The sequence below is a fragment of the Mycolicibacterium sp. MU0050 genome, from assembly GCF_963378085.1.
In the GTDB taxonomy this organism is placed as follows: Bacteria; Actinomycetota; Actinomycetes; order Mycobacteriales; family Mycobacteriaceae; genus Mycobacterium; species Mycobacterium wendilense.
On the sequence record NZ_OY726395.1, the window covers coordinates 4,670,140 to 4,683,067 of the forward strand.

Sequence of the window (12,928 nt, forward strand, 5' to 3'; positions counted from 1 at the left end):
CTCCCGCGGTGTCATGACCGCGCCGCTTCCGGTTCGGCGGGGGTGACCTCCAGATGCAGCTCGGTCAGGCCGCGCAGGATGAAGGTCGGCACGTAGTTGAACCGCCGCGCGCCGGCCGGCCCGTGATGCTCTTCGGAGAGCCGAATGTCGCTGGTGCGGTCCAGGATTCGCTCCAGGCTCACCCGCGCCTCGGCGCGGGCCAGCGGGGCGCCCGGGCAGCTGTGCGGTCCCCGGCCGAAGGCCAGGTGCCGACGGGCATTGCTCCGGTTGATGTCCAGGGTGTTCGGATCCTCGAACTGCGCGGGGTCGCGGTTGGCGGCCCCGTTCATCACCATCACGGTGGCCCCGGCCGGGACATCCACGCCGCCGACGGTGGTCTTGCGCTTGGCCAGCCGGAAGTCGCCCTTGACCGGGCTCTCGAAGCGCAGGCACTCCTCGATGAAGTTGGAGATCTTGCCGCGGTCCTTGCGCAGTTCCTGCTGCAGTTCGGCGTCCTCGGCGATCAACTTCAGCGCGGTCGAGATGAGCCGCACCGTGGTCTCCTGTCCCGCGGTGTAGAGGTTCGCCGCGATCCGCACGACGTCCATCACCTCCGGGGTGGAGCCGTCGGGGAACTTCGCGGCGGCCATCTCCGTCAACGCGTCGTCGCGCGGGTTGGCGCGACGGTCGGCGATGTAGGCCGAGAACTTCTCGTAGAGGTATTCGAGCGGGCTGTGCGCCAGTGCCTTGTTGTCGGTGCCCCCGACACCACCGGCGCTGTGGTTCATGTGCCGGGAGAACTCGGGCCGGTCCTCCTCCGGGACGCCGAGCAGGTCGGCGATGATGCCCAGCGTGAACGGCACCGCGAAGCCCTTGATGGCGTCGCCGCCGCCGGCGTTCAGGTACGGCTCCAGGTAGTTGTCGGCGTGCCGCCACATGAAGTCCTCGTTGGACTTCAGCCGCTTCGGCGTGATCAGGCCCATCAGCAGCGCGCGGTGTTCGGTGTGCTTGGGCGGGTCCATGACGGTGACCTGGTCACTGAACGGCAACTGCTCGCGGTACTGCTCGATGAGGTCGCTGACGTCGTCGGCCGCGCCCTCGATGGGGACAGGGAAACCCGGGAACGGGCCGGTGACCGCGGTGCAGGAGGAGAACGTGTCGGCGTCGGAGAACACCGCCACCGCCTCCTCGTAACCGGTCACCACCAGCACGTTCTGGTGCGGTTCCCGACGGACCGGGCAGCCGTTGCGCATGGCCTCCATGTACGGGTAGGGGTCCTCGACCAAGCTCGGGTCTTTGAAGAAATCCAACTGTTCAAGTTCGGTCATCGTGTTCGCTTTCACGTCATTTGGGCTGCATCGAGCTTTACGATCGACTAGTAAGTTACTATACGATCGTAAAGGCGGTTTGAGCAATCATCGATCGGAACGAGGAGGGTGGTACATGGGGTCACCCGCGGCCGACGCCACCACATCCGCCGACCATGCGCGCCCGGACACCCGCCAACGACTGATCGACGTCGCCGTCGAGCTCTTCATCCGGCACAGCTACGCGGGCACGTCGCTGCAGATGATCGCCGATGAGCTCGGCTTCACCAAAGCCGCGATCTACCACCACTTTCGGACGCGCGAGCAGCTGCTCGACGCCGTCGTCTCCCCCATCCTGGAACGCCTGAAGACCGTCATCGCCGAGGCCGAGCAACTCCGCGGCGTCCACGCGCGGGCCGACCATCTGCTCACCGGCTTCGCCGAGCTCGCCGTGCAGCACCGCGTGGTCGCGGTGCTGGCCGTCGACCCGGCCGTCGACAAGATGGTGCGGGCCAGCCGCGAATGGGACGACCTCGTCGACCGGCAGATGGCGCTGCTGGCCGACGTCGACCCGGGTCCGGCCGGCTTGGTCAAGGCCACCGTGGTGTTCGCGGGCGTGGCCGCCGCCTCCGGACCGCTGTCGGCCAAGCTGGACCGCGACGAATTGCTCGCCCACCTCATCGACACCGGGCGCCGCGCCCTCGGCCTGCGCGTGCCGCGCGCCAAGCACTGACCTCCACCCTTTGAAGCCCACACTGGAAGGAACACTCATGTCCACGACCAACACCCCTCGGGTCGCGCTGGTGACCGGCGGCGGATCGGGAATCGGCAAGGCAATCGTCGAGCGCCTCGCCGCCGACGGCCATCGGGTGGCCACCCTCGACCTGCAGCCCTCCGACGCCCCGCACTCCTATGTCGCCGACGTGACCGACCGCGCCGCCATCGACGCCGCGCTCGCACGCATCCACGACGAGTTGGGGACGGTGGGCATCCTGGTCAACGCCGCCGGACTGGACGGCTTCAAGCCGTTCCTGAAGATCTCCTTCGAGGACTGGCAGCGGGTGGTCGACGTCAACCTGCATGGTGTGTTCCACATGATCCAGGCGGTGCTGCCGGAGATGATCGAGGCGGGCTGGGGCCGCATCGTCAACATCTCCTCGTCGAGCACACACTCCGGCACCCCGTACATGTCGCACTACGTGTCGGCGAAGTCCGGCGTCAACGGGCTGACCAAAAGCCTTGCGCTGGAATACGGTCCGAGCGGTGTCACGGTGAACGCGGTGCCACCGGGCTTCATCGACACCCCGATGCTGCGCAAGGCCGCCGACAAGGGCTACCTCGGCGACATCGAAAAGACCATCGAGGCCACCCCGGTGCGACGGATGGGCCGGCCCGAGGACATCGCGGCGGCCGTGGCGTTCCTGGCGTCGGAAGAGGCCAGCTACATCACGGGCCAGATTCTGGGCGTCAACGGCGGGCGCAACACCTGACCCACCTACGCCGAACGGCCGCCGAGGAAGCGTCGGAGTCCGGCGGTGTTCCTCGGCGACCCGTTCGCGTGAATGTCTAGAAACCGCTGATGATCACGCCGTTGCAGTCGGCGGCGGCCTGCCGCAGCTTGACCGCGGCCTGATACTGCTCGGAGTTGTACCACTCGCGCGCGGCGTCGACCGATTCGAACTCCAGCACCACGGTCTGCGACCCGTGCCAGCTGCCCTCGAGCACCTCGGCGTTGGTGTCGACGGCGAGAACCTTGGCGCCGCCCATCGCGGCGCCCGCCAGCTTGGCGTACTCCTTCATGCCCTCGGGATCCTTGATGTCCTCGGTGATGATGATGTAACCCTTGCCTGCCAACTGACGCTCCTTGCTAGTGGTGGCGGCGAGAATGCCGCTCTCTGAATCGCGGAATGAGGTTTCCAGACTTCCCCTGGCCCGTCAACGATCGCGGCGCGACCTGGCTCACACCCGCACTAGAACGTGTTCTAGATTGAACTCCTATCCAAGCCCGGATCGGCCACGCGGAGGACCCATGAGAAGCCCTATGTCAAGCCGCCTCTGGGGTTGACCCCTGATGGTGGACACCTGACTGGTGGGACTGCTGGTCCCACGGGAAGGATGTCCGTATGTCGGGCAAGCGGAAGAAGTACACCCCGGAGTTTCGGGAGCAGGCGGCCCGCTTGGTGATCGAGACGGGCCGGCCGATCGCGCATGTGGCCGCGGAGATCGGTGTGGGTGAGCAGTTGCTGGGGCGCTGGGTGCGGGTGGCCCGCGAGGCCGCTGGCGCAGGCGATAATGGTGCGGTGCTTGATTCTGATGAGCGTGCCGAGTTGGAGCGGCTGCGCAAGGAGAACGCTGAATTGCGTTTGGACCGGCAGTTTTTGAAAAAAGCCGCGGCCTTCTTTGCCTCCGAACAGAACCAGTAGAGGCCTACGGTCTGATCGAGGCGGAGAAGGCCAATTACGCGATCACCCGGATGTGCGAGCTGCTGGACGTGTCGCGGTCGGGGTTTTACAAATGGCGCAAGTCCCAGGCCGCGGGACCGTCGCCGGCGGCGCGGCGTCGTGCCGAGTTGGATGTCAAGGTCGCGGCCTTGCATGAGGCCTCCGATGGGGTCTATGGGGCGCCGCGCATCCTGGCCGACCTGCGCGATGCCGGCGAGACCGTGTCACGCAAGACGGTGGCTGCCTCGCTGCGCCGTCAGGGTCTGGCCGGGATCAGCCCACGTACGTTCGCCCCGGTAACCACCGTGGTGGATCTGGACGCGCCGCCGATCCCTGACCTGGTCAAACGTCGATTCGATACAGGCCGTCTGGATGGGGTGTGGACCAGCGACATCACCTATCTGCGCACCGGTGAGGGCTGGTTGTACCTGTGCGCCGTGCGTGACGGCTGCAGCCGGCGGGTGATCGGCTGGGCCATCGATGAGCACCTGCATACCGACCTGGTCGAGGACGCGGTGGCGATGGCGGTGGCCATGCGCGGCGAGTTGGCCGCGCAGGTGGTGTTCCATGCTGACCGCGGATGTCAGTACACCAGTGCGCAGTTGGCACGGTTCGCCCGCAAGCATGATCTGGCCCGCTCGGTGGGCCGCACCGGGGTGTGTTGGGATAATGCTCAGCAGGAATCATTCTGGGCCACAATGAAAGTCGAGTTCTACGACCGCTACTTGTGGCCCACCAAAGCAGCCGCTAAGCTCGCCGTCGGCGACTGGATCGAACGGGTCTACAACCGCCGACGGCGCCACTCTTCGATCGGGATGATCACCCCGGTCGAGTACGAGAACCGGATCACTCAGACGGCACAAGCCGCCTGACCGAGTGTCCACCCAATGGGGTCAAGCCCACCTCGTTTTGGTTGGTGGTGAATCGTTGGAGTGCTCGGTGTTTGGTGGGGTTGTAGGGGGCGTTGTCTTGCCAGCAGTGCCAGATGATGTGCAGCCAGGCGCGGGCGAGGATGCGCACGGCGTGGGGGTGGTCGTGGCCCCGGGCGCGGGCTCGGTCGTAAAGGTCGGCGGCCCAGGGGTTGACCAGGCGGGTGTCGGCGGCGAAGTCGGTGACGGCGTCGCGCAGTTGTTTGTCGCAAGCCCAGCGGAATCCGACGATGCGGGCTTTGCCGGATTGGCGCGTGGAGGGTGCGGCACCGGCCAGACACGTCAGCGATTCGGGGGTGGGGAATCGGGCGCGACAGTCGCCGATCTCGGCGAGCAACCGGGCGGCCCGGACACGGCCGGAGCGCGGCAGGGACGTGAAGATGTGGGCGTCGGCGTGGGCACTGAGTTGCGTCTCGATCTGGGCCGTGAGGGCTTTGATCTGCGTGACCAGGGTGTGAAGCAGCGCGAGGTAGCTGGCGGTGATGTGGGCCTGGGTGGCCCCGTGGACGCCGATGGCGCCCCGGGGCGCGGCCAGGATGCGTTGGTGCAGCACGGTGGGGGCGGCCTTGCCGGAGTAGCCCTGTTTGGCCAGCCAGTCGCCGAGCCGTTTGGGACTCAGCCAGTCGATCTTGTCCTGGGTGTCGAAGCGGGTCAGGAACGCCAGGCTGATCAACGAGTCAATTTCGGCGAACAGGCCGACGGCGGCGGGCAGCGCGTTGCGCAGGTGAGCGCGGAGCTGATTGGCAACGGCCACACGGTGATTCACCAAGTCTTTGCGGGCCCGGCAGGCACGCCGCAGGGCGACGGTGGCATCGGTGTCGGGGACCAGTGCCCGCAGCCGGTGGCGGTCGGTGCGCAAGGTGTCGGCCAGCACGTAGGCGTCGAACCGGTCGTCCTTGTTGCCGGCCGAACCGTAGCGGCCGCGCAGGTTCTTGACCTGGTTCGGGGAGATCACCACCACAGTGAGTCCGGCAGCGAGCAGGGTGTCCACCACGGGGCCGTCAGGGCGTTCGATGGCGACCTCACCGGCACCGTGGCGGTGCAAGAAGGCGGTGAGATCTCGCAGTCCGGCCGCGTTGTGGGGCGTCGTGGTCCGGGCCAGTTCGCGGCCGCGGTCATCGACGACACTGACGGCGTGGTCGTCGCGCGCCCAGTCCACACCGGCGGTCACACCGCCGGGCGGTTCTGGCGGCAGGGTAATGGTGTTGGTCGGGGTGTTGCTGGCTGACTTCATGTCAGCCTCCTCGCTGCTTGCTCCAGTGGGGAGGCACCCTTTTGTGTCGGTGCCGTTGGTGCCGGGACGTGGTTGCCGGTTCGCTCACTGATCGGCGCTCGCAGCCACAGGTGGCGTTGGCGCTCAGCCCTATCGACGGTCGACACGCCCCGGGCCACCACCAAGGCCTGCAGATCTCATGCTGGACGTCAACCGCGTCAAGCGAGCAGGGCAGTGACCTGGTGGCACCTCGGGTGCATCAACGCTTCATCCAGAAGCGCTGACCTCAGGAAGGTAGACCAGTGAGCAACCAGGTGGAGTTCAATCTGTCGACGGTGTTCTCCACTGTGGCCGCCGAGCTGCCCGACCAGGAGTACCTGGTGTGGCGGGACAAGCGGTTCACCTTCGCCCAGGGCGAGGCGCGCATCGACGGCGTCGCGCGCTATCTGGCGTCGGCGGGGTTGGGCTGCCACACCGAGCGCGCCCAACTGCGCGGACACGAGAGCGGCCAGGACCACCTCGGGCTGTACCTGCGCAACGGCAACGAATACCTCGAGGCGATGATCGCCGGCTACCGCGCCCGGGTGGCGCCGTTCAACGTCAGCTACCGCTACGTCGACGAGGAGTTGATCTACCTCCTCACCGACAGCGGGGCCACGGCGCTGGCGTACAACGCCGAGTTCGCGCCGCGGGTGGCCGCCATCCGTGACCGGCTGCCTGATCTGCGGTTGCTCATCCAGGTTGCCGACGAGTCCGGCAACGACTTGTTGCCCGGCGCCGTCGACTACGAATCCATCACCGGCACAACCGCTCCCGAGTCCCTGCCGCAGGTTTCCGCCGACGACCTCTACATCCTCTACACCGGCGGCACCACCGGCATGCCCAAGGGCGTGCTGTGGCGCCAGCACGACATCTTCATCTCGGCGATGGGCGGGCGGCCGTTCGGCAGCGACGCCCCGCTGGGGTCGTATGCGGAGCTGGCCGAGCGCGCCAAGCTCGCCGGCGGCGCGATGTCGCTGTTGATGCTGCCGCCGTTCATGCACGGCGCCGCGCAGTGGGCGGCCTACAACATCGTCACCATGGGCGGCCGGATCGTGATTCCCGACGACGTCGAGCGGTTGCGCCCGGCCGACATCCTGCGGCTGATCGAGCGGGAGAAGGTCGTCAGCATTCCGGTGGTCGGCGACGCTATGGCGCGCCCGTTGATCGACGAGATCGAGGCCGGCGGCTACGACCTCTCGTGCCTGATCTCGGTGACCAACGGCGGCGCACCGATGTCACCGGGGGTGCGGGACCGCATCCGGGCGGCGCTGCCGCACGTGCTGCTGCTCGACGCGGTCGGTTCCTCGGAGGCCGGCCAGCAGATGAACACCGTCGCCTCCGACGAGGTGCCGTCGGCGGTGTTCAACCCGCAAGCCGACACCGCCGTGGTCTCGGTCGACTACGACCGCGTGCTGACCCCCGGCAGCGGGGAGGAGGGCTGGCTGGCCCGCCGCGACATCATCCCGCTGGGCTACCTCGGCGACGAGGCCAAGACCGCGCGCACCTTCCCCACCATCGACGGCGTGCGCTGGTCGGTGCCCGGCGACAAGGCCCGCTACCTCGACGATGGCCGGATCGAGTTGCTCGGCCGCGACTCGGTGACCATCAACTCCGGCGGGGAGAAGATCTTCGCCGAGGAGGTCGAGCGGGCCGTTGCCGCCCATCCCAGCATCTACGACGTCGTCGTCGTCGGTCGGCCGTCGGAGCGCTGGGGCAACGAGGTCGTGGCGGTGGTGCAACTGGCCGAGGGCAAGTCGGTCACCGACGAGGAACTCGTGCAGACCTGCAGCCGCAGCATCGCCCGGTACAAGGTGCCGAAGAGCTTCATCCGCACCGACAAGGTGGTGCGCTCACCGGCGGGCAAGGCCGACTACCGCTGGGCCAAGTCGGTCGCCACCGCCGAGGCCTGAAAACTCAGGCCGTCACCAGTGGCTTGCCCGCGGTCTCGCGGACGGTCAGCACGGTCACCAGCGAGATCACCGCGGCCACCACGATGTAGTAGGCCGGCGCGATCGGGTTGTCGGTGGAGGCCGTGAGCCAGGTGACGATGTAGGGCGTGGTGCCGCCGAACACCGCGACGCAGAGGTTGTACCCCACGCCGAACCCGCTGTAGCGCACCCGGGTGGCGAACATCTCCACGCCCGCCGAGACTGCCACCGAGATGTAGATGCATTCGATGATCGCCAGCCCGATGTGCGCGGCGATCGCCGCGGCCAGCGAGCCCGAGTTCAGCAGCAGGAACAGCGGATAGGCGAAGATGGCGAAGCCCACCGACCCCGCGATGAGCATGGGCCGCCGGCCGATCCGGTCCGAGAGCGCGGCCAGCGGCAGGATCAGCACGATCGCCACCAGGCAGGCCGCGGTGATCGAGACGAAGGCGCCGGTCTCGGAGAACTCCAGGGTTCGGATGAAGTACGTGGGCAGATAAGCGAACACCACGTAGTAGCCCACGTTGAAGATCACGAACATCCCGATGACCTGCAGGATCTGCCGCCAGGATGTCCGGATCGACTCCCGCAACGGCGATGTCGCGATCTCGTCGTTGTCGCTGAGCTCCTTGAACTCCGGGGTGTCGTCGAGCTTCAGCCTGATGTAGAGCCCCACCAGGCCCAGCGGGCCCGCGATCAGGAACGGGATCCGCCAGCCGTAGCTGTTCATCGCCTCGGCCGACAGCCCCGCCTCCAGCAGGGTCACGGTGATCGAACCGAGCAGGAAGCCCACTACCCCCGACCACACCATGAAGGTGATGGTCCGGCCGCGGGTGCGTTCCTCGGCGAACTCGGCCAGATACACTGCGCCGCCGCCGTATTCGCCGCCGGCCGAGAAGCCCTGCAGGCAGCGCATCAACAGCAGCAGCAGCGGCGCGGCCACCCCGATCGCGGCGTAGGTGGGCAGCAACCCGATGGCCAGCGTGGCCGCCGACATCAGCAAGATCACCAGCGCCAGCACCCGGTGCCGCCCGATGCGGTCGCCGAGCGGACCGAAGACGAATCCGCCCAGCGGCCGCATGAAGAACGCTGCAGCGAAGATCGCGAACGTGTTCAGCAGGGCCGCGGTGTCGTTGCCCTCGGGAAAGAAGTTCGCCGCGATGAACGTCGCGAGGAAGCCGTAGATGGCGAAGTCGAACCATTCGACGGCGTTGCCGACCGACGCCCCGATGATGACCTTGCGCAGGGTAACGGTGCTCGGCTCGCTGACCTGCGTCATGGAAACCATCCTCTCATCGACCGAGAGGGCAGTTTACAAGTCAGGCCGGTGCCGGTTGCCCCAGGAACTGTGCGTCGAGGAACTGACCGTAGTCCGGCAGCGTGACACTCGCGTCGATGTTGCCGGCCTTTTTGGCCCACGCGCCCTTGGCCGCGAGTTCCTCGGCCAGCGACGGCCGCAGTTCCAACGCGAAGTCGTACTCCGCGAGCACACCGCTGACCAGCGCCGGATCCAGTTGCGTGGCCGCTGAGACCGCCGCGACGCTGCCCTCGGTGCCGGCGGCCAGATCCGCACCGGCGGCGTCGAGCGCGGCGAAGAACGCGCTCAGGTCCTCGGCCTTGTCGGTGGCCGTCGCGGCGGTGGTCAGGTACAGGCAATGGTCTACGAAGCTGCCGCCGCTTTCCTCGAGGACCACCGCGTCATCGCCGAGCGCGGCGATGACCTGCGCCTGGTACGGCTGGAAGATCGAGACCGCGTCGACGTTGCCCTGGGTCGCGGCGGTGACGATCGCCGACGGTGCCACCTGGACCTGCTGCGCGGTGACGCCGGCCTGCGCCAGCACGCTGTCGGCGAAGAAAGCCCCGCTGGTGCCCTGGGGCGCGCCGACCTTCTTGCCGTTCAGGTCGGCCAGGCGGGCCACCCCGGAATCCCTGCGCGCGACGATGCGCCCACCGTTCCAGCGCGCGCCGTCGGCCACCACCCGCAACTCGGGCGACTTCACCACCGCGGCCGAGGTGGGCACGGCCGCCGCGGTGGTCACGTCGACCTGGCGCGCCGTAAGCGTCTGCAACGCTTCGACTCCGGTCGAGAAGTTCACCACCTCGACGTCGAGGCCGCGGTCGGCGAAGTAGCCGGCCTGCTGCGCCACCGGGATGTGCGACCAGGACGGATCCACCACGAAGCCGACGATGAGCTTGCCGTCGGCGTCGTCGGACTGCGTCGTGCAGGCGGTGGTACCGCCCAGCGCGGCCGCGGCGGCGACGACGAGGGCCGCGATGGCTCTCCGATTCAGGACTGACATCTGTTGTGTTCCTAACTGATTGACATGGGTGCGACGGAATCGGCCGTGTCCGACCCGAGTTCGTTGTGCAGCCACCGACGAAGGTCGCTGTAGCCGGCGAGGTCGGCCAGCCGGTCCGCGGGCCGTGGCCGCGGCAGCGGATTGTCAACCGCGCTGCGCACACTGCCGTCGGCGAGTACCACGATCCGATCGGAGAGCCGGATGGCCTCGTCGACGTCGTGGGTCACGAACACCACGGTGCGGCCCGTGCTGGACCACAGATCGACCACCAGGTCCTGCATCCGCAACCGGGTCTGCGCATCGAGGGCCGCGAACGGTTCGTCCATCAGCATCACTTCGGGCTCGCCGGCGAGCAGACGCGCCAGGCCGATCCGTTGTCGCATCCCGCCGGAGAGTTGGTTGGGTTGCTGTTTCGCCACCCGGTCGGACAAGCCGACGGCGGCCAGCAGATCCCGCACCCGGTCGCCTCGCAGTCGCGACGGCACCGAACGGGCACGCAGCGCGAACTTCAAATTGGCCTCGACGCTCATCCAGGGAAACAGGATGTCGCGCTGAAACGCCATGCCGCGGCGCGGATCCGGGCGTTGGACGGTCTCGGTGCCGTCGGTGACGCGGCCGTCGGTCGGCGCGAGTAGACCCGCCAGGCAGTACAGCAGGGTGGTCTTGCCGCAACCCGAGGGTCCGACCAGCACGGTGAAGGACCCCTCGGGAAACGCCAGGTCGATGCCCTTCAGCGACGGCGCCTGTTGGCCTGGATGACGAACCACCAAACCCTCTGCGCGCAAGGTCATCTCATCGCTCCTGAGCGGCCCAGCGTGTCACCGGCGTGGTGAGACGGGCCAGTAGTTGGTCGACCAGGGCACCGACGATGCCCAGCACGATCAGGCAGAAGATCAGCCGGTCGGCCTGGGAGAACAACTGCGACTGGTAGATCCGGTAGCCGAGCCCGTGGGTGGTTCCGGTCATCTCGGCGACCACGATCAGGACGAACGCCATGGCCGCTCCCACCCGCAGTCCGGCGACGATGTCCGGGCCCGCTTCGGGGATCACGATCCTGGTCAGCGTGTGCCAGCGCGAGGCGCCGAGGCAACGGGCGGCCTGCAGGAAGTCGGCCGGGGTGGTCGAGAGGCCGGCATGGCTGTTGATCCAGACCGGGACGAAGACCCCGAGCGCGACGACGCTGATCTTGCTTTCCTCACCGAGCCCGAACCACAGGATCGCCAAGGGCACCAACCCGATGGTGGGGATCGGCGCGAACAACCGCAGGACCGGTTGCAGCACGGTGCGCCCGACCGCGGTCGATGCCGTCGCCACCGCCACCGTGAATCCGGCGAACGCACCGATACCCAGGCCGAGCAGCGCGCGCGTCATACTGGCGGCGATGTCGGGACCGAGATCGCCCCCCACCAACAACTTCCAGCCCGCGGTGCCGATGTCGGCGGCGGTCGGGAACAACGCCCGCGGGAAGACCCCGATGGCCGCGACCGCCGACCAGACCAACGCGACGATCACCACGCCGGCCGCGAGGCCGGCCCCGCGCCCGGCCCGGGCGCCGGCCGCGGACACCGGCTTGGTGAGCACGCTCAAGGTCGCCGCCGGTCGATCGCCTCGGTCGCGTTCGGCACCCCGGCGGGCACCCAGTCCGTCGGCACCGCCTGCGAGCGGTAGACCAGCCGGGTTCGGCTGAGCCGATCGACACCCGGAACCCGCACGGTCTGTACCTCGGGTTCACCGGCGACGCCCTTGCCCTCATACGGGCTCAGGTACTCCCAGACGATCCGGCCGTCCGGGGTGACCTGGAAAATCCGGCCTTGCATGCCCTCGGTGATCAAAGTGTTCCCGTTGGGCAACCGCTGCGCGTTGCTGACGAACGAGCTGAAGAAGCTCCAGGACGGCTGGCCGGAATCCTCGGAGGTGTACTGCCACACAATGGTCTCGGTGACGGGGTCGATCTCCAGAATCCTTGAGCCTGCGTAGATTCCCAGCGGTGCCGGCGGATAGCCGGCGCCGCCCTGGTTGTCGAAGACCAGCAGGTTCCCCGCACCCGGCAGCCCGTCGGCGATGAAGTGCGGATTGTGCTGCCCGGAGAACTGGTCCAGCGGGCGGGGCAGGTGATGGGTGTTGATTCGCTGGTGCTCGGCCCCCGATGTGGCCGGCAGGTAGGGCCCGAGTTTCCACGCGATGGCGCCGGTGCGCCGGTCGATCACCGCGATGATGTTCGCCTTGCGGGCGCTGATCACGATGTTGATCGGGCTGGAAAACCGTGTCCGGGTCCGCCCGGTGCCACCGGTTGGGTCCGATAGTCTTGGCGCTGTTGAGTTCCAGATAGCCCCAAGGGTTTTCGGGGTCGCGCTGGGATGCCTGTCGCAGCTGCTCGAAGCCCTCGGGCGAGAACCCGAGTTCCGTGAGGTGGTCCCCGGCCCGCCACTCCCACACGATGTCGCCGGCCGGGGTGACCTCGTAGAGTCCCTGATCGCCGATCACGGCGGCACCCAGCTCGGGCACCTGCCGTGGGATCGTCACCAGCAGCAGGTAATTGCCGTTCGGCAGCAGCTCCCAGTCGTGGTTCTGCCGGGCCGCCCCGCCCGGCGCCTGCGCGCCCCATTCCCACACGGTCTCGCCGGTCCACGTCAGCTGCCCGACGGTGCGGTTGGCGTAGATCCCGCCCTGCGACTCCGGCAGGACGGACAGCTGCACGCCGATGTCGCCGCGGCGCCCGCCGTTGAGCGCGGGGTCGAGGACCCGCGCCGGCACGCCTGCGTGCGGCCACTCGTTGCGGACCGCCCCGG

General features: G+C 67.9%; 12 protein-coding genes. 4 read left to right on the forward strand and 8 right to left on the reverse strand.

From position 1 onward, the window contains the following. Nucleotides 1-11: 11 nt before the first annotated feature. Nucleotides 12-1,307: a cytochrome P450 gene (locus tag R2K23_RS22295; protein WP_316512666.1), complete on the reverse strand. Its 1,296-nt coding sequence runs from the start codon at nt 1,305-1,307 to the stop codon at nt 12-14. Nucleotides 1,308-1,422: 115 nt separating this feature from the next. Between R2K23_RS22295 and R2K23_RS22300 the strand changes: the two genes are divergently transcribed. Both R2K23_RS22300 and R2K23_RS22305 read left to right on the forward strand, forming a co-directional pair. Further along, the gene (locus R2K23_RS22300) at nt 1,423-2,019 is read left to right on the forward strand and encodes a TetR/AcrR family transcriptional regulator (protein WP_316512668.1); all 597 of its coding nucleotides are present in this window, start codon (nt 1,423-1,425) and stop codon (nt 2,017-2,019) included. Nucleotides 2,020-2,056: 37 nt separating this feature from the next. After that, entirely contained in the window at nt 2,057-2,776 is a 720-nt protein-coding gene (locus R2K23_RS22305; RefSeq protein WP_316512670.1) for an SDR family NAD(P)-dependent oxidoreductase, read from the forward strand. Nucleotides 2,777-2,852: 76 nt separating this feature from the next. On the opposite strand, the gene R2K23_RS22310 is transcribed toward R2K23_RS22305, so the two are convergent. Continuing rightward, nucleotides 2,853-3,140 carry a DUF1330 domain-containing protein gene (locus R2K23_RS22310; protein ID WP_316512671.1) on the reverse strand — a complete coding sequence of 96 codons (288 nt, stop codon included), beginning with the start codon at nt 3,138-3,140 and terminating at the stop codon, nt 2,853-2,855. 269 nt (nt 3,141-3,409) lie between these two features. On the opposite strand from R2K23_RS22310, the gene R2K23_RS22315 reads away from it, so the two are divergent. After that, nucleotides 3,410-4,599 (forward strand): IS3 family transposase gene (locus tag R2K23_RS22315; protein ID WP_109560046.1). Its coding sequence is split into 2 segments (ribosomal slippage): nt 3,410-3,668 and nt 3,668-4,599, totalling 1,191 coding nucleotides; the frame shifts between segments, so codons are not numbered across the junction. Here the strand turns inward: R2K23_RS22315 and R2K23_RS22320 are convergent. Then, on the reverse strand, nt 4,574-5,890 hold the full coding sequence (locus R2K23_RS22320) for an IS110 family RNA-guided transposase (protein ID WP_316512673.1): 1,317 nt from the start codon (nt 5,888-5,890) through the stop codon (nt 4,574-4,576). The two genes, R2K23_RS22315 and R2K23_RS22320, sit on opposite strands and share 26 nt — an antisense overlap. A 281-nt stretch (nt 5,891-6,171) precedes the next feature. Between R2K23_RS22320 and R2K23_RS22325 the strand changes: the two genes are divergently transcribed. Next, nucleotides 6,172-7,821, forward strand: coding sequence for an acyl-CoA synthetase (locus tag R2K23_RS22325; RefSeq protein WP_316512674.1), 1,650 nt, complete (start codon nt 6,172-6,174; stop codon nt 7,819-7,821). Between the two features lie 4 nt (nt 7,822-7,825). Here R2K23_RS22325 and R2K23_RS22330 read toward each other — a convergent pair whose 3' ends face one another. Genes R2K23_RS22330 through R2K23_RS22350 form a run of 5 tightly spaced genes read right to left on the reverse strand, consistent with a single transcriptional unit; the run spans nt 7,826 to nt 12,379 of the window. Next, nucleotides 7,826-9,118, reverse strand: a complete 1,293-nt coding sequence (locus R2K23_RS22330) for an MFS transporter (protein ID WP_316512676.1) — start codon at nt 9,116-9,118, stop codon at nt 7,826-7,828. 40 nt (nt 9,119-9,158) lie between these two features. Beyond that, nucleotides 9,159-10,139, reverse strand: coding sequence for an ABC transporter substrate-binding protein (locus tag R2K23_RS22335; RefSeq protein ID WP_316512677.1), 981 nt, complete (start codon nt 10,137-10,139; stop codon nt 9,159-9,161). A gap of 11 nt (nt 10,140-10,150) precedes the next feature. After that, nucleotides 10,151-10,930: an ABC transporter ATP-binding protein gene (locus R2K23_RS22340; protein ID WP_316512679.1), complete on the reverse strand. Its 780-nt coding sequence runs from the start codon at nt 10,928-10,930 to the stop codon at nt 10,151-10,153. A 1-nt stretch (nt 10,931) separates the two neighbouring features. Then, on the reverse strand, nt 10,932-11,720 hold the full coding sequence (locus tag R2K23_RS22345; RefSeq protein ID WP_316517495.1) for an ABC transporter permease: 789 nt from the start codon (nt 11,718-11,720) through the stop codon (nt 10,932-10,934). Between the two features lie 2 nt (nt 11,721-11,722). Next, nucleotides 11,723-12,379 (reverse strand): aryl-sulfate sulfotransferase, encoded by a 657-nt coding sequence (locus R2K23_RS22350; RefSeq protein ID WP_316512680.1) that lies wholly within the window; start codon nt 12,377-12,379, stop codon nt 11,723-11,725. Nucleotides 12,380-12,928 lie beyond the last annotated feature (549 nt).